Raw genomic sequence first — 25,007 nt, 5'->3', positions numbered from 1 at the left:
GCCCAATAGAGGTCTAGGGGCGTCGCTCAGATGGGTTGAGCGCGCAGGAATCTCCCGAAGTGCGGCACCGTGAACGCGATCAGGCCGCGCTCGGCGCTGTAGATGAGCCCTTTCTTGATGAGGCTGTCGCGGGCGGGCGAGAGGCTGGACGGCTTACGCCCGAGGGAGTCGGCCACCTCCGCGGTGGCGACCGGCTCGTCGCCGATCTGCGCCATGGCGTGCATGTAGTCGCGCTCGGCCGGAGTGGCCCGCTCGTAGCGGCTGCCGAAGAACCCGACCGCGAGCTCCTCCTCGGCCTCCGGCGCGGAGACCTTGACGTCTTCGATCGTGATCGGACTGCGCGGCGCGAGGTCCCAGGCGACCTTGCCGTAGGCCTGCACGAAGTAGGGATAACCGTCGGCGGCCTCATAGAGGGCGTCGAGGGCCTCCTGGGTGAAGATGACGTCTTCCTCGCCGGCCGGCAGGATCAACGCCAGATCGGCGGCCTCCCGGTCGAGCTTGTCGATGCGCGCGTAGCGGAAGAGCCGCTCGGAATAGCTCTTGCTGGCCGACAACACGCTCGGCAGGTGCGGCAGCCCGGCGCCCACCACGATCAGCGGGCCGCCCGACTGCGAGAGCTCGTGGCAGGCGGCGCAGAGCGCGGAGACGTCGGCGGCCTGCACGTCCTGCATCTCGTCGATGAACAGCGCGATGCCCACCGCGAGGTCGGTGGCCACCGCCGCCGCGTCGACGAACAGCTCGGTGAGGTCGATCTCCAGGTCGCCCGAGTCGGCGCGCCCGCGGCTGGCGGGCACCTCGATGCCGGGCGACCAGTGCGACGTGCCCTTGGCCGCCGCCGGATCGCGCATGGCGAACGCCTTGAGCACGCCGAGGAACCCCTCGATGCGCTCGGGCGCGCGGTGGCGCGGGGCCAGCTCGCGAATCGCCATGTGCAGGGCCGCCGCCACGGGCCGCCTGATCGACTGGTCGGGCCGGGCCTCGATCTTGCCCGTGCCCCACAGCCGCTGCATGGCCATGGACTTGAACGTGTTGAGCAGGACGGTCTTGCCGACTCCCCGCAGGCCGGTGACGACCATGCTGCGCTCGGGGCGGCCGCGGGCCACTCGCTCCAGCACGACCTCGAACTGGTGCAGCTCTCGGTCCCGCCCGGCGAGCTCCGGCGGACGCTGGCCGGCGCCGGGAGCGTAGGGGTTTCGCACAGGGTCCACGCTCTCGGACTTTATTGCCGGATATAGCGGCCGTCTTAGATTTGGGAAGAAAGTGCTACGGCGTGTCCGTGCAGGAGCGGGCGCAAGCACCGTCATCGGACACACCCCCTCTCACCTGGCCGAACCTCTGTTCGAGTGCGTACCTAGAACTGTAGCGCGGACTCGAACACCTATGCGATGGTTTTCGAGTAAAGATCTTCGCAACGAGCCCCGCCGAGGCCGTGGCGACGCGACCGGCCGCCGTCGGCGCGCCCGAACTTGGCAGCCGTCCCGTCCGCGCAATAGCGTTCGGAACCATGCGGACTTTCGCGAACGTACAGGAGCTCAAGGCCGGCGTCGGCGAGACGTTCGGCCCCACCGAGTGGCGCACGGTCACTCAGGAACAGGTCAACCTCTTCGCCGACGCCACCTCCGACCACCAGTGGATCCACGTGGACGTGGAGCGGGCCAAGGAGGGGCCGTTCGGGGGGACGATCGCCCACGGTTACCTGACCCTGTCGCTGCTGCCGGTGTTCATGTTCGAGCTGGTCGAGGTGCGCAGCATCGCGATGGGCATCAACTACGGCCTCAACAAGGTTCGCTTCCCCAGGCCGGTGCCGGTGGGCGCGCGGGTCCGGGCCGTGGGTGAGCTCACCGACGTCAAGGGCACGCCGGCCGGCTACCTGTCCACGCTCAAGATGACGGTCGAGGTCGAGGGCGAGCGCCGGCCCGCCTGCATCGCCGAGACGCTCAGCCTGTACGTCCCCGCCGAATGACCCGGCCGGCCGTCACACGATGATCGCCACGATCGCTGCGACGGCGATGAGCCCCAGATAGGCCAGCACGAGCCGGGTGTCCCTGAGCAGGCACTTGCTCCGGGTCAGCCCGGCTCGCCACGCCCGCCAGTACCCGGCGAACCCCAGCACCGCGAACCCCAGCACCGCCCACGGCCCGAGCAGCCAGGCCAGCAGCGCCACCGTCGCGTACACGCACAGCCGGAGCGGATCCTCCTTCACTTCCGCACCCCGCTCGACAACCGCTGGCGCGACAACTGCGGCCAGGCCTGCACGGCGCAGAACGGGGCACACTGATCCTGCTCGGCACGCGTGCCCACGTGCACGCAGCACTGCGTGAGCCGCTCCTCGATCATGGTCGAGATGTCCATGAACGGTTTGACCGTGATGCGCACCACCCGCTCCCCCAGCATCCTGCGCAGCTTCTTCCGCCGGCCCGGCAGCGCCGAGGAGGCCAGCGTGAGCAGGGTGGAGACGCCGAGGTCGCAGTTCTCGCAGATGTTGCGCCACAGGTCGCCGATCTCCGGATGCGACAACGACGACTGCTCCGACAACAGGCCGAGCAGCGACTCCTGGACGGCCTGCCGCAACTCGCGCGGGATCTCGGTGTCGGCGATGCGGTTGGAGACCAGGCCCAGGTTCGCCTTGAGGCGGTCGTGGCCCATCAGCGCGGTCAGGGAGCGCCACTGCCGGGCGTCGTCGCGGATGAGGTAGCCGACCGAGCAGCAGTGGGGGTGGGAGCAGGGCAGGGCGGTCAGGTCACGCCAGGTCACCAGGCCGTCGGTCTGCGGGCCGAGGCGTTTGAGCACGCCGGTGTGGGTGAGCCGGTCCGCGGGGTCGATGGCGCCCGACCTGCCCGAGCCGAACTGGGGCTGCAGGGACACGCCTCCGACGTACGGGGTGTCGAGCGCGAGACGTACGACGTCGCCGATCTCGCCGTCGTTGACGCCCAGCGCGGCCGTCATGACCAGGGTCGTGAAGATCTCCCGCTCCGACAGGCGCTGTACGGCCTGCGCCTTCATGCTCCGCAGGTCACCGCCCCGATGGTGCTTGGAGGCGGCGGCCGACGAGCCGTCGTACTGGAGGTAGACCTCGACGCGCTCGCGATGCTCGGTGAGCAGGTCGAGGAGGGAGTCGTCCCTGGCGATGAGGACGCCGTTGGTGTTGATCAGGATGCGGGTGACCGGGCGCCGGCCCAGCTCGGCGAGGAGCGTCTTGAGCTCGGGGTGCAGGGTGGGCTCGCCGCCGCTCAGCATGAGGACGTCGAGTTTGCCGTTCTCGCGTTCGAGGCGCTGGTCGACGTTCGCCAGGATGTCGGGGACGGGGACGATGCCGGTCAGGTCGGGCGAGCTGTCGGCGAAGCAGGTGGGGCAGCGCAGGTTGCAGGCTTCGGCGATGTCCTCCAGGAGGATGCAGGTGTGCTGGGTCTGCATCTCGGGGAGGCCGTGGAGGTAGGCGGACGGGATCGGGAGGAAGTTCCCCGACATGTCGGGCATGTGCTGTTTTGTGGGGGCCGTCCACTCCTCCAGGTAGTGGAGGATTTCCGGGTCCTCGTCGTACATGGTGCGGATGAGGCCGTGCTCGCGGCATCCGCGCTCCAGCCACACCCTGCCGTCGCGCTCGGCCAGATAGCCGCTCAGCCGCTCGACCTGGTCGAGGTCCTTGCCGTGGCAACTCGGGCAGAACGCGTTGACGTATCTGAGGATGCGATCACCCCTCAGACCCATCCCTGTGCTCATGTCATGGCCTTCCGCTGGAAAAGTGGTTCGTAGTAGCCGCGCCGCCAGCCGTACCACAGCCTGATCGCGAGCAGCAGCAGCCCGGGGGCCAGGAACCACTGGGGCCTGGTCAGGTCGAGCCAGACCGTCTCGTTGGCCCTGGTGAACTCCACGAGGAAGCGGAAGGCGGCGTACGCGGCGAGATAGAGCGTGAACAACTCGCCGGGCTGGGTGACGCGCCGGCGCGCCCAGAGCAGGGCGGCGAACACCGCGAGCTGGAAGACGATCTCGTAGATGAACGACGGGTGCATCGCCTGCCCGGTCAGGCAGCCCGGGCACTCGGGGATCGTCGGCGGCGCGTGCACGCCCCAGGGCAGGTCGGTGGGCCGGCCCGGCGCCTCCGTCAGATGGCAGCCGATCCGGCCGACGGCCATCCCGAGCGCCACCGCCGGGGCGAACAGGTCGCCGGTGCGCTCCCGGTAGCCGATGACCTTCTTCGCCACCAGCACGCCCACGTACGCGCCGGTCAGGCCGCCGAGGATGCTGCGGGAGCCGTACAGCCAGAGGTCCCGCAGCTCCAGCGTCTCCAGCCAGCCAGCCATGCGCATCCCGATGGCGCCCCCCACCAAGGCGCCGGTGACGGCGATCAGCGACTGCTCGTTGAGCGCGCCGCGGCTGCGGGCCTCCCGTACGAAGACGATGGAGGCCACGAGCACGCCCAGGCCGACGAATAGCTCGTGGTAGGGCATGTCAGGTGTACAGGCCCGGGTTCAGGCCGGTGCAGAAACCGGCGGACAGGATGGACCAGAGCGCCCAGCCGATCATCAGCCCCAGGCCCAGGCCCTTGGTCCAGGGTTTGCGGACGACGACCAGGCCGATGCCGACGCCCAGACCGACGAGCGCCAGCACGACGGCGCCGGCGATCACGTACGGGACGGCGGCGTCGTCGGAGTCCATGGTGGCGATGAAGATGAAGAAGCCGACCACCGTGTTGATGACGCTGTAGAGGGCCAGGCCGGCGAACATCATGCCGAAGATCAGGCCGGTGGAGCCGCTGGGGGGCGGGGGTGGCGGGCCGTAACCGGGCGGCCCGTAGGGCGGCCTTTGGGACTGGAACGGCTGTCCGTACGGCGGCGGCTGCCCCTGGGGCGGCGGTGGCAAGGGCACCGGCTCTCCGGACGGCGGCGGCATATGCCGCCGATCGTCGGGATTCTCCGACGATGACGACGATGGCGGCGGCGGCGTTGGTGGACTGCTCATGTGCTCGGTTCCCCCCGATCACCATCAGACTAGAAGCCGACGATTACCGTCCGATAAGGAGCCCTATGCCCCTTCTGAATAGTAAATCGCCGCCTGCACTCGGCTCTTCAACCCCAGCTTGCCCAGTACCCGGCTGACGTGCGTCTTGGTCGTCGCCTCCGCCATGTCCAGCTCCTTGGCGATCTCGGCGTTGGACATCCCCCGCCCGATGCACGCCAGCACCTCCCGCTCCCGAGGCGTCAGACCCTCCGGATCCGCCGCCGGCTCCCTGCGCGCCGGCGTCTGCTCGGCGAAGGCCGTGATCAGCCTCCGCGTGACGCCGGGCGAGATCAGCCCATCCCCGCGCGCCACCACCCGCACGGCCTCGACGAGCGAGTCCGCGTCCGTGTTCTTCAGCAGGAACCCGGCGGCCCCCGCCCGGAGAGCCCCGAAGACGTACTCGTCGACATCGAACGTCGTCAGGATCAGCACATCACTGACCCCCGCCAGCTCCCTCGTGGCCGAGATGCCGTCGAGCCGTGGCATGCGCACGTCCATCAACACCACATCGGGCCGCAACTCCCGGGCCATGGCCACGGCCTGCTCCCCGTCGCCCGCCTCTCCGACGACCTCGATGTCCGCCACTCCGCCCAGGATCAGCACGATCCCCGCCCGCACCGCCGCATGATCGTCGGCCACCAGCACCCTGATGGTCACGAGGCCACCTCCACCCCTGCCGTTCCCTCCCGCCTCACCGCACGTCCTCCGCAGAAAGCTCGCCTCCAGAAAGCCCTCTCTCCGGAAACCTTCTCCTGACAGCGCCGGAGCCCGTACTCGAACGAACCTCATCACCAGACGTGAGCGTGAACAGCGAACCTCCTGACTGCGCCCCGGCCGTCGGAAGCGCGGCCAGCACCCGCCACCCGCCGCCACCCTCCGAGAGCCCGGCTTCGAACGTCCCGCCGACCAGCGACGCACGCTCCCGCATCCCCACCAACCCGGCCCCCGCCCCCGGCAACCCTTTCCCCCGCCCGCCGGCCGCGTTCTCGACACCCACCGAAACCCGGCCCGGCTCATAAGCGATGGCGACTCGGACCGGCGAGTCGCCATGCTTCAGCGCATTGGTCAGCGCCTCCTGCAAGATCCGATATCCGGCCAGGTCAACAGAGGCAGGCAGCTCACGAGGCTCCCCCTCCACCACCAACTCCGCGCTCAGCCCCGCCCGGGTGACCCTCCCGACCAAGGTCTCGGCATCAGCCAGCCGAGGCCGGGTGGCGTCCGCCGGGTCATCGCCGTCGTGCCGCAACAGCCCGATCATGGTCCGCATCTCGGCCAGCCCTTTCACGCTGTTCTCCCGTACGGACTCCATGACCTTCCGCACCGTCGCCCGATCCAGATCCTGACGGGAGAGCGCGGCCGTGGACTGGATGGCGATCGCGCTGAAGTAGTTCGCGATCATGTCGTGCAGCTCACGCGCCATCCGCGTCCGCTCAGCCGCTATCGCCGCCTGCCGATCGAGCTCCGCCAGATGAGCCACCTGCTCCACCCGAACCCGCCCGGCGTCCGCCCGATCCCAGTGCTCCCGCAGCACCAGCGCCGTCGTGACAGGCGTCACCAGCACCAACGCCGCCTGCACCCCCGCCACCGCCAGCAACCGCCAGTCCGCCGCCGCGAACCCCGCCACCGCCCCACCCGCGACCGCCAGCGTGGCGGCGATCCCGAGCAGCACCCGCGCGAACCGGGCCGGCCCATAAAGCGCGGCGGCATAAAGATTGTCGGTGAACACCAGCACGGTCCCCAGGGACGGCCCCACGAACCCGTCCACCACGATCCCGGCCACGCCCAGCCCCAGCGAGACCAGCGGAGCCCGCCGCCTGAACAGCACCGCCACACACGTGATCGCCAGCGGCACACCGACCACCCACATGGGCACGCCTCGATCGACGTACGCCCCGCCGGCGATGAGGACCACCCCCATCACGAAGGCCAGCCCGGCCCACAACGCCACCCGCTTCATGCCCCCCATCACACCACTCCCCGCCCTCGTTTCCCTCCCCCACGGGGGCCAGCCTGCGGATACACCCTTCGATGTACGCACAGGCTCGTTTTCACTGATGATGTGCCGGCCGGATCCGTCCAACAGACTTGAACACGTGATTGTCGCCATTCTCATCGGCTGCGAGATCGCCTTCTGGCTGGTACTCGGACTCGCCCTGGCAAGCCGCTACCTCTGGAACCGCCGCCGCCTCAGCACCGCCCTCCTGATCGCCGTCCCCCTCCTCGACGTGATCCTGCTCACGGCCGCGGTCCTGGACATGCGCGGCGGCGCCACGGCTGACATCAAACACGGGCTGGCGGCGGCGTACCTCGCCTACTCGATCGTCTTCGGCCACCGCACGATCCGCTGGGCCGACGCCGCCTTCCACCACCGCTTCGCCTCCGGCCCACCCCCCTGGAAGCCCCCGGCGGGCGGCATGGCCCGCGCCCGTTATGAGTGGGGGATCTGGCTCCGCATCGTCCTGGCGTACGCGATCGCCTGCGCCCTTCTGTTCCTTCTGATCTGGCTCGTCGGCGACGCCTCTCGCACCAGCGCCCTGACGGAGTTCATGTTGGGCCTGCTCAGGGTCCCCGTGATCGCCGCCCTCTGGCCGATCAGCTACACCCTGTGGCCCCGCAAGACCGAATCGACGCAGACCTGATCGCCGTTTCTCGTTCGAGGCACTCCCCAAAACCCGCTATGATTGCTTACGCAGCAAGCGGCCGTAGCTCAATGGATAGAGCATCTGACTACGGATCAGAAGGTTACGGGTTCGACTCCTGTCGGCCGCGCTCACTCGAAAGGCCCGCCACCAGGGACATCCTGGAGCGGGCCTTTGTGTTTGTCAGGACAATCTCGGGATCTTGCTAACACCCCTGCTAACACGGGTCCTCCTCACTCACCGATCGCCTCCGCGAAGGCATCGGCGGCTGATGCTTCGGCGGCGCGGATCACGTGGGCGTAGACCCGGAGCGTGATCGAGGGGTCGGCATGACCGAGACGGGCCGCTACGACGTGAACCGGGACACCCGCCAGGAGCAGAGTCGTGGCATGAATGTGGCGAAGGTCGTGGAGCCGAGCGTGCGGCAGCGGCGTGCGAGGGTTCGCCTGGTTGTACCGCTTGATCAGGATCGGGAGGAGCGAGCTGAGCGTGTCTGGGTGAACGGGCTCGCCCCACCCGGTCGTGAACACGTGGTCGCCCGTACCGCGCCAGTCAGGGCCGAGCTGGAGCTTGTCTGCGGCCTGCTGTGAGCGCTGTCCACGGAAGACCTGGACTGTCCGTTCGTCGAGGCTCACGACGCGCTTACGGCCGCTCTTGGTGGTGCCCTCGACCCGCTTCCCGTCGATGAACGAGGCCGAGCCACGGATGGTGATCTGCTTGCCATCGAGATCGACGTCAGACCAGCGAAGGTGTAGCAGCTCGCCCCGCCGGGCACCGGTGTAGGCCGCGACGTGGAAGAAGGGCCAGAGGCGGTGCTCGCGAGCAGCGAGGAGGAACGTCTTGAGCTGGTCCGTCGTCCAGACTGTGCCGGGCTCGCTGATCTCCCGGCGAGGACGCTTGGCCTTCTCAACCGGGCTGGATGAAAGGATCTCGTCGACGTTCACCGCGTCGCGGAAGGCCTTCCGGAGCACGGCGTGGACGTAGTCGACCGTGCGCGAGGAGAGCGGCCGTCCATTCTTGCCGCCGCCGGCCCGCAGATCCCGGTACAGCTTGGTGATCGTGGAGGCCCGAACAGCCTGTAGGCGGAGGGTGCCGATGTTGGGCTTGATGTACCGGTCGATGATGTGCCGGTAGTCGACGAGCGTCTTGGGCTTGATCTCGACGGCATGGGCCTCGATCCACTCATCGAGGTACTCACGGACAGTGATCGTGCTGCGGTCAACGTACTCACCGCGTCGGGCCTTAACCCGTGCTTCGTCACGTGCGGCCTTGGCGTCATCCTCGGTGGCAAAGCCGCCTACCCATCGAGGCTTGCTCTCCCCCGTCTCGGCGTCTCGGACTCTGATCACGTAGGACCAGGTGGTGCCGCGATTCATGACGCCGTCGCGCAGTTTAGGGGCCTTCTTCTTGCGAGGCTGCTCGTCTGGTGCGCCGACGAGGGTCTTGGTCATACGGCGGCCTCCTTCCTGGTCAGGTGAGTGATGTAGTCCGTGAGAGCCGCAACGGGGATACGGCGGGATCCGTCGATGCGGATGGAGTCGACTGCGCCGACGGCGAGCAGTTGGTAGAGCTTGCTGCGGGAGATGGCCAGGGCCTCGGCGGCTTCTGGCACGGTGAGAAGGAGCCGAGTCATAGGCGGTTCGGTTCCGCTTGCTGCGGCGTCGCCAACGGCGTTCTGGTGAGAGCTGCGGCGAGGAGTTGATCTCCCGCCGAGTAGCCCTTACCTGCGTACTCCCATTCGCTGATCACGAGGACGGTGTCCTCATCGAAGAGCGGCAGCCGTCCGTGGGTGACCTCTTCGGTGTGAACGAAGAGCTCTCTGGCTGATCTCAGTTCGCCAAGGGTGGTGGAGTAGCGGCGGGAGCGGGTGGAGAAGTGGCCGCGGAAGCCGAGCATGTGGGCCCAGTCGGCGAGCCGTAGTCCGGCCAGGTCTGGCACGGCGCCGAGGTGCATGCAGGTGGCGATGAGACGGCGAGCGTGGTCGCGGAGGTTGAAGGCGTCGAGGTTGTCGAGTGGGTTGATGCGGCGGTCAAGGGTCCCGACGCATTCGGCGGCTTTGGTGGCGTACTTGGCGATGTAGCCGGCGACGGCTTGTTCGGTGAGGTCGCCGTCGAGGGTGATGGGGCGGATATCGAGTTGGCTGCCCCAGCGCAGGGCGCGTTCGGGTTGATCTTCATGAGCGGGTGCGGTGGCGGTGACGGCCTTGGCCGCATGCTGGATGGCCTGGGTCAGGGCGTCGGCGGTGGCCCAAGCGGGAGGCGGGAAGGCGGGTCCGTCGGAGCTGTCGAGGCGGATGACGGCGTGGAAGTGGACGACGCCGCGGCGTTGGTATTCGGCGACCTTGGCGAAGGAGAGCGTGAGGTGTTGGCGGAGCTCTTTGAGCGGGAGGCCGCCGTATTTGGCAAGGTGGCGGCGTACGGCGTCGGCGAAGCGCTTCCACAGCAGCGGGGCCAGGGCGTTGAACAGGACGGAGCCGGTGTAGTCGTAGCAGTCCGGGCACAGCGGCTCGCCAAGGCGCGGATCGTCCTTGCTGTGCCGGGCGGTGCAGCACGTGGTGCGGCCGTGCGGGCAGGTGGGTGCGTTGCGGCGGGCGTGGCAGGGCTGGACCTTGCCGTTGTGCTCGCGGCGGGCGTGGACGGTGCCGAAGGAGGGCGCGGTCAGGGTGACGAACAGGGTGGGGTGGTTGGTGACGGTCTCGGGGACGCCTTTGCCGCCGATCAGTCCGGCGCGGATGAGTTGGTAGGTGTCGGCGCGGTAGGTCTCGGCGCAGGCCGGGCAGCGGGAGGCGCGGCGGGTCTTGCAGGGCAGGCGCAGGATGCCGTCAGGTTCGTGGCGGGTGGTGTAGCGGTGCAGCAGCTGTCCGGTGGCCTGGTCGTAGTGGTCGACCTTGCCACGCAGGTGGATCGGTTGGCGGCAGCCGCCGGTGGCGCGGACTTGGGTGGCCCAGCGGTCGTAGTCGGGGTGGTTGAGTCGGGCGATCATGCCCGCTTTGGCGTGCGCGGTGGCGTGGGTTGTGGGCAAGATGGAGTCCTCCTTTCGCTCGTTCGGGTGGAGGGATGGCCCCTGACCTGGCAGTCGTCTTGGCGGATGTGCGGCCAGGCCGGGGGCGCTGCGCGTTATGCGCCGTGGTTGTCGATGCCGGTGCCGTCGCAGTCGTTGCAGCGGTTGTGGTCGTTGTCGAGTCCGGTGCCGTTGCAGGTGCAGCAGCGGTGGTGGATCACTTCGTGCACGTGGTCACTTCCTGTCGCGGGGTGTGGTGGTGAGGCAGATGCGCCAGTGGTGCGGTTTGCCTCGGTCGGGGTAGACGCGCGAGGCGCCGATCACGGTGAAGTGCAGGCGCAGGCGGAACAGGGCGTCGACGATTTCGGCGCGGGTTCCGTCGAGGCGGATACGCACGACCTATCTCCTAGGTGTTGTCGGGCTGGATGCAGCCGCGGTAGCTCGCTTCGGCGTCGTGGCGTTCTCGGGCGGCGGCGAGGATGGCTACGGCGCGGTACTCCACCGGTCCGAAGAAGACGGAGGTGGCGTAGTGGCCGTACGGGGAGTCCTCGAAGTCGATGGGCGAGCCGACGCGGGTGGCGATCTGGTCGATCTCGGCGCGGAGGTCGGTGTCGTTGTCCTGTTTGGGGAAGTGGTGCAGGGTGACGCTGGAGGAGGCGGGCAGGTCGGGGTGGGTCTCCAGGAAGGCGGCCAGGTCGAGTAGGCCGTTGATGAGTGCGGATCGGTGGTCGCGGGTCATCGGTGGGTCTCCTTTCTGTTCAGGCGGTGCGCAGGACGCGCAGGAGGTCTGAGGCAAGTTGGTGGGAGACGCCCAGGTGGGCGCGTAGGGCGTCGCGGCTGATGGGCTTGCCGTGTTTGGTGTGGTGTTCGTCAGCGACACGGCGGGCGTAGTCGACGAGCGCGGGCGCGAGGTCGCTGTCCTGCCCGTCCTGGGTGTCGTCCTCGTCTGTGCGGTCGTGCGGGACGAGTTCGGGAATCGGGGACGAGGCCAGGACAGGCGAGGCCAGGGCGATGGACGGTTGGGGACGGGTGGCGCGGCGTTCGAGCATCGAGACGGCGATGAGGAACGCTGCGGCCGGAGTGGCAGCGGTGATCCAGCCCCAGACGGTTGGGGCAGCTTGGGCGAGGTTGGCTGCCAAGGACAGGACGATGCCGCCGGTCAGGACGAGGACGGGCCAGGTGACACGTCCGTGCCGGCCTTTGCCGGTCTTCTTGTCGCGTTGGCGTTCGCGGGCGGCCATGACGCAGGTCAGGTCGATGCAGACGGCGATGGCCCAGGACATCCAGCCTGATTGGCCGTGCTGGGTGGCGGTGTCGCGGATGTGGGTGAACGATCCGGCACCCGCGATAGCGGCCAAGATGAGAACCGGGCCGGTGTCGAGCAGCCAGCAGACGAAGCGTCGCATCGTTCCCTTCCCTTCGTGGTTCAGACGTCGAGCAGTTGGGACGGGTCGTACTCCGGCAGGTGAGCCGTGATCTCCTCCCAGGACGGGGCGAGGTGAGCGTGGGTGCGGGCGGCGTGTTCGGCGGCTTGTTCGCTGACGTGGAAGGAGCGGGCGCGGTACCACTGGCCGTCTTGTGAGGCGACGATGGCGACGCCGGGCGTCTCGGCGGCGATGGCGCGAGCGGATGCGAGCGCGGCGGGGTCGAGGTCGCCGAGGGTCATGGTGGCGGTCTCGGGGTCGTTGACGCGGTGGCAGATACGGCCGGAGCACTGGGCCCGTAGGGCGGTGACGCCGGGTCCGAGGTCGGAGCCGATGCGCTGGCCGCAGCAGAACAGGTAGATGCCGAACGCCCGGCCGAGTTGGGCGACCCGGAGGAGGGCCGTGGAGGTCTTGGCGATCTCGTCTTTCTCGGACTTGTCGGCCATCAGGTACAGCTCGGCGAGTTCGTCGACCAGGACCACAACGGGCACCGGGCGGATGCCTGGCGGGAGTTGCCAGATGTTGCGGGCACCGGCCTGGCGGCACAGGCCCATGCGGTCGATCATCAGCGCGACGAGGTTTTCCAGCAGTGCGACGGACGCGGTGCGTGAGGTGGCCAGGGCTGACAGGCGTGGGCTGTAGGGGGTGAACTCCACGCCGCCCTTGAGGTCGAAGCCGACCAGGGCGACGGGTTGTGGGGCCAGGCCGACGATGAGCGCGTTAGCGAGGTTGGACTTGCCGGACTGGGTCGCACCTGCGTTGAGCCAGTGCGGCACGGTCCGGAAGTCGATCACCCAGGGGCGTCCGGTCTCCAGCCGTCCCACGGTGACCTTGAGCAGTTCCCCAGCGGCTGGGAGCTGGTCGACCTTGACCAGTGGATCGCGGATGGTGGCCATGAGTACCACGTGGCCGGGCCGGGGTGAGGATGCTCGGATCGCGTGCACGCCCCAGGAGTGGGCCAGCCGTTCGGCCGCCTCGGCGTAGTCGCCGGGCGTCTGGCCTTCCAGGGTGTGCAGGGTGACGCGCCAGCCGTATCGGGTCGGCAGCGGCAGCCACATGAACGGTTTGGTGTCGACGGCGACCCGCTGGAAGCGGCGGCGGACTTTGACGAGGCCGGTGGAGGCGATCGCGCCGGGCACGGTGGTGAACCACCAGCGTTGCCGCTTCTTGGTCAGCCCGCAGCCGAGGGCGACGCGCCGCCAGGACGCGCGGACGGACAGGGCTGCGAGCGGGAAGCCGATCAGCAGCCAGAACGAGGCGGGGTGCCAGCGGCGCCAGGCCCACAGCCCGGCCGCCGTGGCGGCCAGGACTGCGAGCACCTCCAGCGCGTCACGCATCGGCGGCCTCCCGGACGGGGAGCAGCGCCGAGGCGCGGTAGGCGATGCCCCACTTGCCGGCAATCTCCCAGACGTAGCCGAGCAGCCCGACCGGATTGACCGTGTCGCCGACGGTGATGGGCGGTTCTCCGGTGATGCCGATCTTGACGAGTTCGATCCGGCCGAATTCATCCTCAACCGAGACGGTGACCTCGTAGACGGTGTTGCCGTTCTTGTCGGTCTTGATCTCGCCGGTGTCGCGGTTGAGCACCCGAGGGCGCGGGGCCTTCACGCAGGTGATGGCGAGCTTGTTCGTGTCCACAGGGATCGGGACAGTACGCATGGGCTGTGACCTCCTTATTCGTCCTAGCCAACATAGTTAACCTAGTTGGCTCAGTTGTCAACGTCCTCTCGGTTGGCTTGGTTGGTGTTTCGTGGTGTGATGGACGTGATGGTTAAGAACACCGGGCGACCCGGCTACCTGCAGATCGCCGATGATCTCCGTGCGCAGATCCGCGGCAGCTCTCTGGCGCCCGGAACTCCGCTGCCGTCCACCGCTCAGCTCGCCGAGCGCTATGACGCGTCGTTGTCGGTGGTGAAGATGGCCGTCGGCATCCTGCGCAACGAGGGCCTGGTGATCGGCCAGCAGGGCAAGGGCGTGTTCGTCAGCGATTCCGGTGAGGCTTCCCCCGCCGGTGACGTGGCCGGCGAGGTGGCCGAGTTGCGGTCCGTCGTACAAGAGCTGTCGGTACGGCTGGCGCGGGTCGAGGAGCAGTTGGCTACGTCCACGACACCCCGTTCCGGACGTAGCAGCCGGTAACCCTGCGGGCCAGCACGGCCGAGGCCCCGTCCGGGCGGCGTCGCAGGTTCAGTGCCTTGTCTTCGCGGCGGATGCCGACCAGGACCGTTATGTAGCCCACCAGCAAGGTGACGCCGAGCAGACCGGCGATGATGAGCGCGATCACGTCCAGGTCACCCCCGCCATGGCCGTGTGGCGCGGGCCGCGCGGGGGACGACGGGTCTCGCCACGCCGCACACTCTTCCGGCGCTTGGCCGCCTGCTTCTTGATCCAGCGGTCCCGGGCCCGGCACTTACGGCACCGGGTCTGGCCCTCGTCCAGGCCGGCGCTGCACTCACAGGCGGGCTCGGGGTAGATCTGCTCGGTCATGTGATCACCTCTCCTTTCGGTCGCTCCGGTGTTGCCTTGTGACACCGAGAATGCGACGGAGAGTCAGGACGAGATCACTACACGACGGGACATGTTCAAGACGTCCGTCCTACGATGTGCAGGTCCCCGGACGTCCTCCTGAGCAGGTGACATGGCGAACGAGAGGTTGCGAGCGGCTCTGTTGCAGCGCGGCGTGAGCATCGCCGAACTGGCGGAGGCCATAGCGGTCGACCCCAAAACCGTCGAACGGTGGGTAACCAAGTCCCGCGCGCCATACCGAAAGCATCGCTTTGCGGTGGCTTCGTACCTCGATACCGAGGAAACCTACCTCTGGCCCGAGGCGCTGACCCGCGACCAGGTCGCCTCAGCGTCCGAGAGCGAGATCGTCACCGTCTACCCCCACCGCTGGGCCGTCCCCCGGGACGTGTGGGGACGACTGTTCGCCTCAGCGTCGGAAGAGATCGGCGTGCTGGTCTACAGCGGGCTTTTTCTCGCTGATGACGCCGGGCTGCTGCGCATGTTCGGCGAGAAGGCCGATGCGGGCGTACGCGTACGCATCTTGCTCGGCGACCCTGACTGCGCCGAGGTGGCTCAGCGGGGCAAGGACGAGGGCATCGACGACGGCATGGCCTTCAAGATCCGCAACGTGCTCGTCCTGTACCGATCACTGCGGGAGCGGACCAACGTCGAGTTCCGCCTGCATGCGACTGTGCTCTACAACTCGATCTACCGCGCCGACGACCAGTACCTCGTCAACACCCACGTGTACGGCGTCCCCGCAGGCAACGCCCCCGTCTTCCACCTCCGCAAAGTCGTCGGCGGGGACATGGTCGCCACCTACGCCACCAGCTTCGAACGAGTCTGGGACGGAGCCCGGCCGATAGGGTCCTGAGCCATGGCCAAGCGGATCGACTACTACGACGACCCGAACGCCCCGGCCCCCAACAGCCTGGTGCCGTCCGTGAACGTCATCGTCACCAACACCGACAGCGAGGTGCTGATGATCCGCCGCACTGACAACGACAACTGGGCCGTCCCCGGCGGCGCCATCGACCTGGGCGAGTCCATCCCCCAAGCCGCCGTACGCGAGACCCTCGAAGAGACGGGGATCGTCTGCGAGATCACTGGCCTGGCCGGCACCTACAGCGACCCCCGGCACGTGATCCTCTACACCTCCAACGGCGAAGCCCGCCAGGAGTTCTCTATCGTCCTGACGGGCCAGGCGATCAGCGGCGAGCCGACGCCGAGCGACGAGTCCCGCGAGGTCCGCTGGGTACCTCGCGAGCAGGTCGGGTCCTTGCAGATGGACCGCTCTATGCGGATGCGGATTGAGCACTATCTAGCCGGCACCGCTCTGCCGTACATCGGCTAGCGCCGCCTCCACCGCACGCACCGCCGACAGGATGCATGGCGTCGAAGCGGTGATCGAGCGACTGACCAGGTGTTCCGGGCCGTAGCGGGAGTGGATCTCCGCCAGCCGGTCTGCGGCGGTGAGGTGGCTCCCGTCGGGGCCGGTGGTCATGTCGCAGTAGGTGAGGGCCTGGACCAGTTCCGGGCGTTCCTCGTCGAACTCCGTGGTGAGCTCGGTGAACAGGGAACGTTCGAGGGCCTCGTTGACCGCGCAGGAGTGGTGCGCCACCAGGCGGCAGAGCGTGTCGTCGGCCTGGTGGACGTCGCGCAGGTAGCGTGCCCCGTCGAGCGGGTGGAAGCCAGTGTCGACCAGGTTGGGGGCGTACCCGATGTCGTGCAGGTAGGCGGCGGCAGTCAGGGTGTCGGCCTCGTCGCCAAGAATGGGGGCGAGCGACACAGCGCTGGCGGCTACCCCTTGGGTGTGCGCCCAGCGCCGCGGAAGCGTCGTCTCCAGCAGCTCTTTGGCGAGGTCATGAGCCCATTCAGCTTGTCCCACACGGTCCACGATAGGCACACCTCACCCTGACCGATCCACCGCACGCGGCAGGACGTCCTAGGACGTCTCACCTGCGCACGAACCGACCGCGGCCATGCTCGGCCACGATCAGACCCTCCTGCTCCAGCACGGCCAACGCCTGCCGGACCGTACTCCGCGACACCTCATGAGCCCGCCGCAACACCGACTCACTCGGCACGGCACTGCCCGGCGCCAGCTCGCCACGCTCGATCTGCTCGCGCAGTTCCCGAGCGATCGCCTGATACAGGTACGGCTCGTCTCTGCTCTTGTCGCCGCCGAGAACCAGCCGACCTTTGGCGGGGATCGTCTGGATCAGCCCATCGGCCTCCAGTACCGCCATCGCCCGCCGTACCGTGTTACGCGCGACACCGAACTCAGCGCACAACGCCGCCTCCGACGGCAGCATCGAACCCACCGGATACATGCCTACCTCGATCCGTTCTCGAAGCCGGTCGACGATCTGCGTGTAGACCCGCCAACCAGTCAGCCACCTGGTCACTGTCGATGGACGTTTCAGAACCAGTACGCCTCGGCGAGCTTGCCCAAGTTGAAGCTGAGTTCCCCCTGCTCCCCGTGCCGCCAGCCGTCCTTGGTGACCTGCTGGATCCGCTCGACCGCAGCGGGCAGCCGCAGGCAAGAGATCCGCTCGTCCGGCTGGTCACCCCAGTAGAACCAGCGAAAGTGGAGGTGGACGTAGATTCGCCGGGTCCGGCCCGCGACGTCGAGCGCCTCAACGCCCGGATGCCCGTCGTCCTCGATCAGGAACGTCGCGGACACGCCTTTCTCCACCAGCTCATTGCGTAGCGCCGCCAGCAACGTCTCCTCGCACGCCCGCTGGCGCTCCTTGATACTGCTCATGACCGGGCTGTCCCTTCGTCGTCACGGTCTGTACGTCGAGGTTCGCCCGCAGCCTGGAACCTTTACACCGCAACTCGGGGACGTCTAGGGACGTCTCGTGTTAACTTCCCAGGCAGAACGCCCGGCCCCACGGGAGGTGCGCCCCATGAACGACAACCTGCGCCAAGCCCTGAACAACGCCCGCCTCCAACCTGTCGACGTGGCCACACACCTCGCCGTCGACCCCAAGACCGTCGCCCGCTGGCTCAAAGGCCGCACTCCACACCCACGCCACCGCTGGGCCGTCGCCGACCTCCTCCACCTCGACGAAGCCGACCTCTGGCCCCACCTCAGCGAGCAACGCCGCACGATCCCCGACGAGGTCCACGCGGTCTATCCACACCGCTGGGCCGTCCCACAGGCCACCTGGCGCTCGCTCTTCCAATCAGCGACACGAGAGATCGACATCCTCACCTACAGCGGCCTCTTCCTCGCCGAAGACACCGGCATCCTCCACCTGATCGCCAGCCAAGCCCGCGCAGGCGTCAGGACACGGATCCTCCTCGGAGACCCCGACGCGTCCCAAGTGGCCGCACGCGGCATCGACGAAGGTGTAGGGGCAGAGATCATGGCCGCCCGCACCAGGAACGCCCTTGGCCTGTACGGCCACCTCGCCAGCGTCGACAACGTTGAGATACGCACCCACCAAACTGTGCTCTACAACTCCATCTACCGCGCAGATGACGACGTACTGATCAACACCCACGCCTACGGCGCCCCCGCAGCCCAGGCCCCTGTCATTCACCTCCGAGCCAGCGAGCCAGCAGCAGCCGCGGCAACCTACCTCAACAGCCTCGAAAGCATCTGGGCAGGCGCCAAGCCCTACACAGGCTGATCCGCCGCCCAAGCAAGATCACTCTTGGCGGCTGAGCTCAGAAAGCTAAATATCTGTACGTCATCAAGGCAGCCCGCCTGCGGCGACCTGCCGCGCGTCGGGTGGTCGCTGGCCGCGCTGCGGCTCTCCGGCCGGTCGCGGCCAGCGCCGCCCACGCGCTCACAACTACCGAGACGAGACACCCGCAGACGAGCGAAGAAACCGCGCCAGCATCATTGCAAGGACTATTCGGGGATCTCCAACCCCCGAGGTGATCACCCGGTGGAAGTTGAGGCCCGTAGGATGCTCCCCTGTCGGGATCGCGCGTGCGATGTACCGCTTGAGGCGACTAGCTTCAGGTATACGCGAGGCCAGGCTTGCGCCTCCGTCCCCGGTTCGCTGCCGCTCCGCAGGGAGTTGACGTCGTACGACGTGATCAGGATGAAGCCAGAGCACGCCATCAAGGACCGTATGAACAAGCAGGACTTCAGCTCTTCGGCCTCTCCGTAATTCTGACTAACGGGCCCAGGTTGAACCCAAGTTTGACCAATCGCATCGCTATATCCGCTGGGCTTCGGCTCGTTTGTATAGAGGCGGCGATCAGATGCCAAGGCGGCACCGGCCGATCAGCGGTCAGCCACGGCGGGCTGCCGTCCAGGTCCATGCTGACGATGGTGAGGTCATCACGATCGGCGCCGGCGGGTAGGTTGGCGGGGTCAGTTGTGGAGAAGCCGAGCGCCTTCAGGCGAGCAGCCACATCCGTCGGGCTTTTCCCCGCGTGTATAGCGGCGGCGATCAGATGCCCAGGTGGCACCGGCCGACTAGAGGTCAGCCATGGCGGTCTGCCGTCCAGGTTTCTGCTGACGATGGTGAGATCGTTGTGATCGACCTTGTCGGGTAGGTTGGCGGGGTCAGTTGTGGAGAAGCCGAGCGCCTTCAGGCGAGCAGCCACATCCGTCGGGCTTTTCCCCGCCCTGCTAGCGGCGGCGATCAGATGCCCAGGTGGCACTGGCTGATCCGTGGTCAGCCGTGGCGGTCTGCCGTCCAGGTTTTTGCTGACGATGGTGAGGTCGTCACGATCGGCGCCGGCGGGTAGGTTGGCGGGGTCAGTTGTGGAGAAGCCGAGCGCCTTCAGGCGAGCAGCCACATCCGTCGGGCTTTTCCCCGCCCTGCTAGCGGCGGCGATCAGATGCCCAGGTGGCACCGGCCGATCAGCGGTCAGCCACGGCGGGCTGCCGTCCAGGTCCATGCTGACGATGGTGAAGTCGTCACGATCGGCGCCGGCGGGTAGGTTGGCGGGGTCAGTTGTGGAGAAGCCGAGCGCCTTCAGGCGAGCAGCCACATCCGCCGGGCTTTTCCCCGCCCTGCTAGCGGCGGCGATCAGATGCCCAGGTGGCACCGGCCGATCAGCGGTCAGCCACGGCGGGCTGCCGTCCAGGTTTCTGCTGACGATGGTGAGATCGTTGTGATCGACCTTGTCGGGTAGGTTGGCGGGGTCAGTTGTGGAGAAGCCGAGCGCCTTCAGGAGGGCGGCCACATCCGTCGGGCTTTTCCCCGCCCTGCTAGCGGCGGCGATCAGATGCCCAGGTGGCACTGGCTGATCCGTGGTCAGCCATGGCGGTCTGCCGTCCAGGTCTCTGCTGACGATGGTGACATCGTTGTGATCGACCTTGTCGGGTAGGTTGGCGGGGTCAGTTGTGGAGAAGCCGAGCGCTTCCAGGCGAGCAGCCACATCCGCCGGGCTTCTCCTCGTCCTCACAGCGGCGACGATCAAATGGGTAGACGGCACTATTTCTCCGTCACGCAGCCACTTGTCCTCGTTGTCGATGAGAAGGTGGTCGGAGGGGCGGGCCAAGGGGATCTCAGAGAGAGAAGCAACCGAAATGCCGTGGATAAGTCCGGCCCGACTCCAGGCTTGTGCCCGCCAGGTAGAGATGCATTCGGGCCATTCCTCCTCCCTGTGGTAGTTCTGGCGATAGGAGAGACGGCCGGAAGCCTCTTGGCTGTACATCAAGTTTTTATCTGGAAAACAACCGACGATAGCGATGTCGGCCTCCAGTCCACCTGTAATCCATGGCTGCCGGTGCGCAGCCGCAGCTTCTTCAAAGATGGCATCAGCTAGAACGGGGTCGTGGCCGACCATAGCAAATAACCAGTTAGCATTCAGTACGCTGGTTTCCTCCCGAATTAGCGTCGCGGTTGCTTGGCGAAGAAGGTGATCCACCTCCCCTCTGTCATAGGCGAGCATCTGCATGCGATCGACGGTGAGTCGCGGCATGCAGGGTCCAGTGAGGTTGACGACCGCACCAAAAAGAGGCTCCCCTGCCCAGAGTCCGTCGGCCAGAATGCCGCCAGAGGAGTCGCACCACCAGACCTCGGGGGTCGAAGTCGCGTCGACTTGCTTCACCTCACGTTGGGCATCTATAGCGAGAGGGTTGGGGGACCCGATGGGAGCAATATCGGACAGCTCGTTAGCTCGCCATATCTGCCTTCCGCGCTCATCCGTGGCGGTTACCTGGTACTCGGAAATCCATAGCATACGACGCAGCAGGTCGATGTATGAGGACTGTTTATTAGTATCGCGCAGATGAAGGCGGATCGTGGTGAACGAGTGCTCTCCTGGACCTAGATCACGGACTCGGAATAAGGCGCCGGGCCCTGCGATATGCGCTTCAAGGACGTTTAGCGGTCGGCCCTTCCGATCGAATCGACAGGTGGTCACCGTAATATCGTCGGCCAGCATGAAGTAGCTGAGGACGCCTATGCCGAATCGGCTATTCGGGTAAAGCGTTATGCCTGATTCCTTCCACTGTGCCTGCTCCTCAATAAACTCGGGGAGATCGGTGAAACGGACCCCGGCGTAGGAGAATACGTTCACGAGTTCCCGTAGCCCCATGCCGATACCATTGTCGGTGCAGTCCAGGTATGGTCTGCCGTGCTCGTCAATTCCCTGCGTAAAGAAGATCTCGCCGCTCCAAGGGGTGAGCCGTGTGCCCTTGGCCCGCAGATACTCTCCTCTCGCCTGTCGGTATCGGCAGGCATCGAGCGCATTCTGATACAATTCGCGGGTCGCTAGCGCCGGGTCACCGTATAGCTGGGCGCCCATCAGAAGTTCTTGGATGCGATCATCCGCGAGTCTAAATCGAAATCCCGACGAATCGTAGGCTCGACTCCCGTCGGCCAGATTTACAGGCTGTACTCGGTCCGCGGTTGCATGCGTGGGCATGTCGGTTAAGGGAGCTAGGGGTCCGCTGTCCCAGGCGGCGGTATCAATTTCAGTGAGCAGCGCGTCGATGTGCTCAGCATGCTCATGTAGGGCGAGGTCAACGGCAGGATGGGTGCAGCGAGCCTCCAAAATCCTGGTCCGGCCTTGGGCGACCCATTTCGTTTCTCTAATCGTCGTGTGCACGTCAGGAATGGTGACCGCGTAGCTGATCCCGAGGTGATCGACCACTGTCTCCGGCAGCCCAGTAGGATCAATTGTAAAAAGATAGGCGGCGGTGAGCAGGTAGCCAAGTAGCTGCTCGCGTATACCCTGCTCATTCTCCGTCCCGCCAGCGACCTGCCGGACCGAGTTCAGCGCGGACTCTCGATCTGAGCGGGTGAGGAACGCGGCGTCCATCCGGAGGACGCGCAACATCTCCAGCATCCGATTCGGAGCAAACACCTCTCTGACGAGCACGTCGACATCCCCAGTCGCCGTCACATCTGGTGAGACGAGCAGGTTGGAGATGTGGTCGGGCTGGTAGCAATCAGGCTGGCGTGCTAGCCAACGGTGAAATACCCACCATCCAATTGCGGAGCGGACGGAAATATCGCCAGCTTTGGCCGCGCGCTTGGCTCGACGAAGCAACCGACCGTAGCTAGCCGCGAACTGCCGGAACCGGTCGCTTTCGTCGGAACCATCACTATCCAAGTCGGCTGGCATTACATGGCATCGCCGCGCTGCATGCCGCGCCCAAAACGACTCGTATAGGAACGGGAAGGAAACCAGCAGCGCCGCCTCTGCCGGCGAGAGTTTCAGTTTCTCGGGGTTTAGTACCGTCTGCAGCAGCCAGCGAATCTTGGAGTTCATGCGAACGGCGAGCTTCTGATCTCGCCACGGATCACCCTTCAGCGTCCTGACATCACGTTCCCAACTCGCTGCCAACTGCTCGACTAGAGCGACGGTAGCTTCATGCAAGGCTTCGACGCCGGGGCCGTCGCTCACCTGCTTCCAGGCGACATGATCACGCGCCTGGGGCACCCAATCGTCTCGTCGGCTAGTGTCCTCGTCGCGCTGCCCCTTCCGGGGAAGAACGACGAAGGCATCGCTGTCTGTCTCGGTTAGGACCCTGATGAGTTGTCTTGGCACCTGAGAATCTGAGACGAGACTGTCGAGAGCATCCTGGAGGGCTGGCTTGATCTGTGCCAGCGTTCGAGGGCCGTCCTCGTTACCTATGATCTCGGCCAGTGCACGGGAGAACAGGCTGAACGTTGCCGCCCCGGCTGTGACATAACGTGCGCGTTCCCCGGAAGAGCAGGCGTAGACGTAGGCGAATCGCCGTGAACCGGTTCGCTCGACCTGGCGCTCAGACCAACTCGCGGCGTTTACGGCCCCCATCTCGCGGAGATCAATGCCCTCGCGGCAGGCGTCGACGAAAACGAGAACATCGCCCGCGCGGCTGGGCTCGACATAAGGGCCGAAGGCGATCGGCACACAGCGGGCGGGAAAGTTCCGCGAGCGTGTTAAAGCACCTGAAGGAACTAGATAATCCTTGCCCGAATAGTGTACACCATGCCCACTGAGATATATCAGCAGGGTCTGGCCTGGCAAGGCGTCAGCGATGAAGAGTTCAACTGCGGTGTCAATGCTGTCTCGGTCAGTCTGGTGGATATCGTGAACCTGTACATCGTATCCGACATCGCGTAGCACCGTTTCTAACGCAGCCATGTCGGTCTCGATGAAGGGAAGATTCTTAATTGCCTCGTCAGCGTAGAAGGGAACGCCGATCAGCAGGGCGCGAAACTGCCCCACCCTTCGGGAGTTGTCATCACCCGTGATCATCGGCCGAACGTCAACGTGATGGCGCCCTTACCGGCCGTCTGTGCGCTGGCGCCGATCAGAGTGATTCCACCACTCGCCGTAACCTCGAAGGTGATCTGCGCCTCCTTCAGGGGAAGACTGCCCCCAGCTGATGCGACCTCGTCGAACAGCTCTCGCAGATTGCCGATGGTGCGCCGCAGGTTCTCCTGCAAGACCGCCACAGGAATCAGTCGTACCGAGAGTGTTCCTTCACCCCGGTTAAATATCCCCATCTCCCTTTCATTCCTACTGTCACCTTCTTCGTCACTTACCAGGAAAGGAAGGCTATCAGTGGATATCTCTGCGGCGGCCTCGAACATGTTCCTGCTCCCATTACCCAGATGGAAGGCTGATCGTACAAGCCGGAACATGCAGAGTCCGAGAGTTGGACCGATAACGGCTACATCGCCCCAAAATTCGCGACCGAATCTACCATTATGTATGATCCTGATCTATCGATCCTTCAAGCTGGCCTCGGCTGGCGCTGTCGACCTTCGGGGTTGGCCACCTAAAGGTGGCCCCAAGCTGTACCCCGGATGCATGTAGTTTGGTCAGCTCAGGACGCGCGTATGAAAGGGCTTATGTTCGTTCTCCCAACCCGGGTGTCGGTTGGCGGACACCGTTACGATCGCGGACTTCGGTACCCGCGGTTGCGTGGCTGGGGCGATCGCCGCCAAGCCCCTCCCTTCGTCGGGTCTTGGCACTAGGTGGCCAGCTGAGGTGAAGGACATGCTGGCAGAAGCGTTCTCAGCTGGTCGATCTCGCTAACGCAAGTGCTAACAGCAGGTCTGTACGATCATGGACATGTGTGGGGGTGGGTCTGCCTGACTAGTGCGCGTGATCAGCATGTTAAGGAAGCCAGCGACGACCGTGGACAGGCTTGAACTGGCTACGGATCAGAAGGTTACGGGTTCGACTCCTGTCGGCCGCGCATCATGAAAGCCCTGGTCGTCTCAGCGACGACCAGGGCTTTTCTGCGTCTTCGATCATGTCTAGGTGTCCCACCGTGTCCCGCTTTGAGCGTGCGTCTTCGACTGGTTCTTCCCAATGTCTTCCCGCGCGGGGAAGGGGATGAGACCTTAGCGATCCGGAGCATGGCGATCGTCGTCGTGACCCTACTAGCTAGGCCATCGGGCGCATCGAAGGCGACCGTCAGGATCCTGTCGAGACGATAGACGGGCGCATGAGCGCGTGCGGGACTCACAGAGCGCCCTGACGTGGCGCACGCCTCAGCAGATGCCATCCGCCGGAAGCGTTTCGCCTGCTTAAAGACCCGCATCGTTAGATGGGCGAAGTCAAGCTGTCCGCCAACGCTGGGCATGTCCGGCAGATGTTTCTTGTGACTCAGTAGTTATTTCATGCACGTTTGAGTACGATTTATCCCCCGTGGCCTACTTGCCCAGCGCCCTACTGAGGGTAGGATTTGCATCCTCTTGTCGGTTCTGCCCCACGGCATGCTCGCGGAGCATTGCCCTGGAAGAGCCATCAGCCGCGCCATCCGTACATAGGTGAGGCTCACCATGCCTGCTAGTCGCGAACGCGCTGAGCACGACGTTTTGCGTGCGCCCTTGTGCATGTCGGGCGCCTTCTAGGTGCCCGCGGACGCCCCGCCACGCCGCGTCCTGACCGATCGTGGCACATCGGACATCTGCCGTGATCAAGCAGTAAGCTTCGCTGATATCCACAGGGTGGACTCTAGATTACTGCGGCGTAACCAAATCATGAGGGTGCGTCGCATTCGTGCACTGAGGGAAAGGTG

General features: G+C 66.0%; 28 protein-coding genes and 1 tRNA gene. 7 read left to right on the top strand and 22 right to left on the bottom strand.

The genetic code is table 11. From position 1 onward, the window contains the following. Positions 1–26: 26 nt before the first annotated feature. Entirely contained in the window at positions 27–1,208 is a 1,182-nt protein-coding gene (locus tag ACWD0F_RS29490; protein ID WP_449880933.1) for an AAA family ATPase, read from the bottom strand. 296 nt (positions 1,209–1,504) lie between these two features. Between ACWD0F_RS29490 and ACWD0F_RS29485 the strand changes: the two genes are divergently transcribed. Beyond that, a complete protein-coding gene (locus ACWD0F_RS29485) occupies positions 1,505–1,963 on the top strand; it encodes a MaoC family dehydratase (protein WP_449880931.1) in 459 nt (152 codons plus the stop codon). A 12-nt stretch (positions 1,964–1,975) separates the two neighbouring features. Here the strand turns inward: ACWD0F_RS29485 and ACWD0F_RS29480 are convergent, their stop codons facing one another. From ACWD0F_RS29480 to ACWD0F_RS29455, 6 genes are all read right to left on the bottom strand, one after another. Beyond that, positions 1,976–2,203, bottom strand: coding sequence for a hypothetical protein (locus tag ACWD0F_RS29480; RefSeq protein ID WP_449880929.1), 228 nt, complete (start codon positions 2,201–2,203; stop codon positions 1,976–1,978). Further along, entirely contained in the window at positions 2,200–3,720 is a 1,521-nt protein-coding gene (locus tag ACWD0F_RS29475; RefSeq protein ID WP_449880927.1) for a radical SAM protein, read from the bottom strand. Before ACWD0F_RS29475 ends, ACWD0F_RS29480 begins: the two co-directional genes overlap by 4 nt. Then, complete coding sequence (locus ACWD0F_RS29470; RefSeq protein ID WP_449880925.1) at positions 3,717–4,448, bottom strand: prolipoprotein diacylglyceryl transferase; 732 nt, start codon at positions 4,446–4,448, stop codon at positions 3,717–3,719. The genes ACWD0F_RS29475 and ACWD0F_RS29470 overlap by 4 nt, the downstream gene beginning before the upstream one ends. Position 4,449: 1 nt before the next feature. After that, positions 4,450–4,866, bottom strand: a complete 417-nt coding sequence (locus ACWD0F_RS29465) for a hypothetical protein (protein WP_449880923.1) — start codon at positions 4,864–4,866, stop codon at positions 4,450–4,452. A gap of 156 nt (positions 4,867–5,022) precedes the next feature. Then, positions 5,023–5,655: a response regulator gene (locus tag ACWD0F_RS29460; RefSeq protein ID WP_449880921.1), complete on the bottom strand. Its 633-nt coding sequence runs from the start codon at positions 5,653–5,655 to the stop codon at positions 5,023–5,025. A 34-nt stretch (positions 5,656–5,689) separates the two neighbouring features. Then, positions 5,690–6,964, bottom strand: a complete 1,275-nt coding sequence (locus tag ACWD0F_RS29455; protein ID WP_449880919.1) for a sensor histidine kinase — start codon at positions 6,962–6,964, stop codon at positions 5,690–5,692. Between the two features lie 127 nt (positions 6,965–7,091). Between ACWD0F_RS29455 and ACWD0F_RS29450 the strand changes: the two genes are divergently transcribed. Continuing rightward, positions 7,092–7,637: a hypothetical protein gene (locus tag ACWD0F_RS29450; protein ID WP_449880917.1), complete on the top strand. Its 546-nt coding sequence runs from the start codon at positions 7,092–7,094 to the stop codon at positions 7,635–7,637. A gap of 57 nt (positions 7,638–7,694) precedes the next feature. Then, positions 7,695–7,767 (top strand) — tRNA-Arg (locus ACWD0F_RS29445). Positions 7,768–7,870: 103 nt separating this feature from the next. Here ACWD0F_RS29445 and ACWD0F_RS29440 read toward each other — a convergent pair. The 8 genes from ACWD0F_RS29440 to ACWD0F_RS29405 form a co-directional block, all read right to left on the bottom strand. Then, entirely contained in the window at positions 7,871–9,088 is a 1,218-nt protein-coding gene (locus ACWD0F_RS29440; RefSeq protein WP_449880915.1) for a tyrosine-type recombinase/integrase, read from the bottom strand. Next, positions 9,085–9,270, bottom strand: coding sequence for a helix-turn-helix domain-containing protein (locus tag ACWD0F_RS29435; protein ID WP_358098556.1), 186 nt, complete (start codon positions 9,268–9,270; stop codon positions 9,085–9,087). Before ACWD0F_RS29435 ends, ACWD0F_RS29440 begins: the two co-directional genes overlap by 4 nt. Then, positions 9,267–10,619: a replication initiator gene (locus tag ACWD0F_RS29430; protein ID WP_449881161.1), complete on the bottom strand. Its 1,353-nt coding sequence runs from the start codon at positions 10,617–10,619 to the stop codon at positions 9,267–9,269. The genes ACWD0F_RS29435 and ACWD0F_RS29430 overlap by 4 nt, the downstream gene beginning before the upstream one ends. A 252-nt stretch (positions 10,620–10,871) precedes the next feature. After that, positions 10,872–11,033: a hypothetical protein gene (locus ACWD0F_RS29425; RefSeq protein ID WP_449880912.1), complete on the bottom strand. Its 162-nt coding sequence runs from the start codon at positions 11,031–11,033 to the stop codon at positions 10,872–10,874. A 10-nt stretch (positions 11,034–11,043) separates the two neighbouring features. Continuing rightward, a complete protein-coding gene (locus ACWD0F_RS29420) occupies positions 11,044–11,376 on the bottom strand; it encodes a hypothetical protein (RefSeq protein WP_449880910.1) in 333 nt (110 codons plus the stop codon). Between the two features lie 19 nt (positions 11,377–11,395). Next, positions 11,396–12,043 (bottom strand): DUF2637 domain-containing protein, encoded by a 648-nt coding sequence (locus ACWD0F_RS29415; RefSeq protein WP_449880908.1) that lies wholly within the window; start codon positions 12,041–12,043, stop codon positions 11,396–11,398. A 20-nt stretch (positions 12,044–12,063) separates the two neighbouring features. After that, positions 12,064–13,398, bottom strand: coding sequence for an FtsK/SpoIIIE domain-containing protein (locus tag ACWD0F_RS29410; protein WP_449880906.1), 1,335 nt, complete (start codon positions 13,396–13,398; stop codon positions 12,064–12,066). Continuing rightward, entirely contained in the window at positions 13,391–13,720 is a 330-nt protein-coding gene (locus ACWD0F_RS29405) for an SCO3933 family regulatory protein (RefSeq protein ID WP_449880905.1), read from the bottom strand. Before ACWD0F_RS29405 ends, ACWD0F_RS29410 begins: the two co-directional genes overlap by 8 nt. Before the next feature lie 99 nt (positions 13,721–13,819). On the opposite strand from ACWD0F_RS29405, the gene ACWD0F_RS29400 reads away from it, so the two are divergent. After that, positions 13,820–14,197 carry a GntR family transcriptional regulator gene (locus ACWD0F_RS29400; protein ID WP_449880904.1) on the top strand — a complete coding sequence of 126 codons (378 nt, stop codon included), beginning with the start codon at positions 13,820–13,822 and terminating at the stop codon, positions 14,195–14,197. On the opposite strand, the gene ACWD0F_RS29395 is transcribed toward ACWD0F_RS29400, so the two are convergent. Together ACWD0F_RS29395 and ACWD0F_RS29390 are read right to left on the bottom strand one after the other, a co-directional pair. After that, positions 14,157–14,342 carry a hypothetical protein gene (locus ACWD0F_RS29395; protein WP_449880902.1) on the bottom strand — a complete coding sequence of 62 codons (186 nt, stop codon included), beginning with the start codon at positions 14,340–14,342 and terminating at the stop codon, positions 14,157–14,159. The two genes, ACWD0F_RS29400 and ACWD0F_RS29395, sit on opposite strands and share 41 nt — an antisense overlap. After that, a complete protein-coding gene (locus ACWD0F_RS29390) occupies positions 14,339–14,545 on the bottom strand; it encodes a hypothetical protein (protein WP_449880900.1) in 207 nt (68 codons plus the stop codon). Before ACWD0F_RS29390 ends, ACWD0F_RS29395 begins: the two co-directional genes overlap by 4 nt. Positions 14,546–14,696: 151 nt before the next feature. On the opposite strand from ACWD0F_RS29390, the gene ACWD0F_RS29385 reads away from it, so the two are divergent. Then, positions 14,697–15,437 (top strand): helix-turn-helix domain-containing protein, encoded by a 741-nt coding sequence (locus ACWD0F_RS29385; protein ID WP_449880898.1) that lies wholly within the window; start codon positions 14,697–14,699, stop codon positions 15,435–15,437. 3 nt (positions 15,438–15,440) lie between these two features. Continuing rightward, entirely contained in the window at positions 15,441–15,917 is a 477-nt protein-coding gene (locus tag ACWD0F_RS29380) for an NUDIX hydrolase (protein ID WP_449880896.1), read from the top strand. On the opposite strand, the gene ACWD0F_RS29375 is transcribed toward ACWD0F_RS29380, so the two are convergent. The 3 genes from ACWD0F_RS29375 to ACWD0F_RS29365 form a co-directional block, all read right to left on the bottom strand. Further along, positions 15,885–16,451, bottom strand: a complete 567-nt coding sequence (locus ACWD0F_RS29375; protein ID WP_449880894.1) for an HD domain-containing protein — start codon at positions 16,449–16,451, stop codon at positions 15,885–15,887. The genes ACWD0F_RS29380 and ACWD0F_RS29375 overlap by 33 nt on opposite strands. Before the next feature lie 67 nt (positions 16,452–16,518). Further along, positions 16,519–16,971 carry a GntR family transcriptional regulator gene (locus tag ACWD0F_RS29370; RefSeq protein WP_449880892.1) on the bottom strand — a complete coding sequence of 151 codons (453 nt, stop codon included), beginning with the start codon at positions 16,969–16,971 and terminating at the stop codon, positions 16,519–16,521. A gap of 14 nt (positions 16,972–16,985) precedes the next feature. Next, positions 16,986–17,330: a hypothetical protein gene (locus ACWD0F_RS29365; RefSeq protein WP_449880890.1), complete on the bottom strand. Its 345-nt coding sequence runs from the start codon at positions 17,328–17,330 to the stop codon at positions 16,986–16,988. A 145-nt stretch (positions 17,331–17,475) separates the two neighbouring features. Between ACWD0F_RS29365 and ACWD0F_RS29360 the strand changes: the two genes are divergently transcribed. Next, positions 17,476–18,204: an XRE family transcriptional regulator gene (locus ACWD0F_RS29360; RefSeq protein WP_449880889.1), complete on the top strand. Its 729-nt coding sequence runs from the start codon at positions 17,476–17,478 to the stop codon at positions 18,202–18,204. Between the two features lie 466 nt (positions 18,205–18,670). Here ACWD0F_RS29360 and ACWD0F_RS29355 read toward each other — a convergent pair whose 3' ends face one another. Next, positions 18,671–23,230: a wHTH domain-containing protein gene (locus tag ACWD0F_RS29355; protein WP_449880887.1), complete on the bottom strand. Its 4,560-nt coding sequence runs from the start codon at positions 23,228–23,230 to the stop codon at positions 18,671–18,673. Next, positions 23,227–23,568: a Pepco domain-containing protein gene (locus ACWD0F_RS29350; RefSeq protein ID WP_449880886.1), complete on the bottom strand. Its 342-nt coding sequence runs from the start codon at positions 23,566–23,568 to the stop codon at positions 23,227–23,229. The genes ACWD0F_RS29355 and ACWD0F_RS29350 overlap by 4 nt, the downstream gene beginning before the upstream one ends. Positions 23,569–25,007 lie beyond the last annotated feature (1,439 nt).

This window comes from Nonomuraea sp. NPDC002799, from assembly GCF_053592075.1.
Note: the sequence above shows the minus strand (reverse complement) of the source record. Positions and strands in the feature narration are given on the sequence as shown.

What these genes read in the sequence shown, in the direction of transcription:
- ACWD0F_RS29415 (WP_449880908.1), bottom strand. Translation starts at nt 12,043, where the DNA reads ATGCGACGCTTCGTCTGCTGGCTGCTCGACACCGGCCCGGTTCTCATC.
- ACWD0F_RS29365 (WP_449880890.1), bottom strand. Translation starts at nt 17,330, where the DNA reads ATGAGCAGTATCAAGGAGCGCCAGCGGGCGTGCGAGGAGACGTTGCTG.
- ACWD0F_RS29455 (WP_449880919.1), bottom strand. Translation starts at nt 6,964, where the DNA reads ATGGGGGGCATGAAGCGGGTGGCGTTGTGGGCCGGGCTGGCCTTCGTG.
- ACWD0F_RS29350 (WP_449880886.1), bottom strand. Translation starts at nt 23,568, where the DNA reads ATGTTCGAGGCCGCCGCAGAGATATCCACTGATAGCCTTCCTTTCCTG.
- ACWD0F_RS29440 (WP_449880915.1), bottom strand. Translation starts at nt 9,088, where the DNA reads ATGACCAAGACCCTCGTCGGCGCACCAGACGAGCAGCCTCGCAAGAAG.
- ACWD0F_RS29390 (WP_449880900.1), bottom strand. Translation starts at nt 14,545, where the DNA reads ATGACCGAGCAGATCTACCCCGAGCCCGCCTGTGAGTGCAGCGCCGGC.
- ACWD0F_RS29385 (WP_449880898.1), top strand. Translation starts at nt 14,697, where the DNA reads ATGGCGAACGAGAGGTTGCGAGCGGCTCTGTTGCAGCGCGGCGTGAGC.
- ACWD0F_RS29410 (WP_449880906.1), bottom strand. Translation starts at nt 13,398, where the DNA reads ATGCGTGACGCGCTGGAGGTGCTCGCAGTCCTGGCCGCCACGGCGGCC.
- ACWD0F_RS29405 (WP_449880905.1), bottom strand. Translation starts at nt 13,720, where the DNA reads ATGCGTACTGTCCCGATCCCTGTGGACACGAACAAGCTCGCCATCACC.
- ACWD0F_RS29380 (WP_449880896.1), top strand. Translation starts at nt 15,441, where the DNA reads ATGGCCAAGCGGATCGACTACTACGACGACCCGAACGCCCCGGCCCCC.
- ACWD0F_RS29485 (WP_449880931.1), top strand. Translation starts at nt 1,505, where the DNA reads ATGCGGACTTTCGCGAACGTACAGGAGCTCAAGGCCGGCGTCGGCGAG.
- ACWD0F_RS29400 (WP_449880904.1), top strand. Translation starts at nt 13,820, where the DNA reads ATGGACGTGATGGTTAAGAACACCGGGCGACCCGGCTACCTGCAGATC.
- ACWD0F_RS29470 (WP_449880925.1), bottom strand. Translation starts at nt 4,448, where the DNA reads ATGCCCTACCACGAGCTATTCGTCGGCCTGGGCGTGCTCGTGGCCTCC.
- ACWD0F_RS29360 (WP_449880889.1), top strand. Translation starts at nt 17,476, where the DNA reads ATGAACGACAACCTGCGCCAAGCCCTGAACAACGCCCGCCTCCAACCT.
- ACWD0F_RS29435 (WP_358098556.1), bottom strand. Translation starts at nt 9,270, where the DNA reads ATGACTCGGCTCCTTCTCACCGTGCCAGAAGCCGCCGAGGCCCTGGCC.
- ACWD0F_RS29430 (WP_449881161.1), bottom strand. Translation starts at nt 10,619, where the DNA reads ATGATCGCCCGACTCAACCACCCCGACTACGACCGCTGGGCCACCCAA.
- ACWD0F_RS29355 (WP_449880887.1), bottom strand. Translation starts at nt 23,230, where the DNA reads ATGATCACGGGTGATGACAACTCCCGAAGGGTGGGGCAGTTTCGCGCC.
- ACWD0F_RS29475 (WP_449880927.1), bottom strand. Translation starts at nt 3,720, where the DNA reads ATGAGCACAGGGATGGGTCTGAGGGGTGATCGCATCCTCAGATACGTC.
- ACWD0F_RS29420 (WP_449880910.1), bottom strand. Translation starts at nt 11,376, where the DNA reads ATGACCCGCGACCACCGATCCGCACTCATCAACGGCCTACTCGACCTG.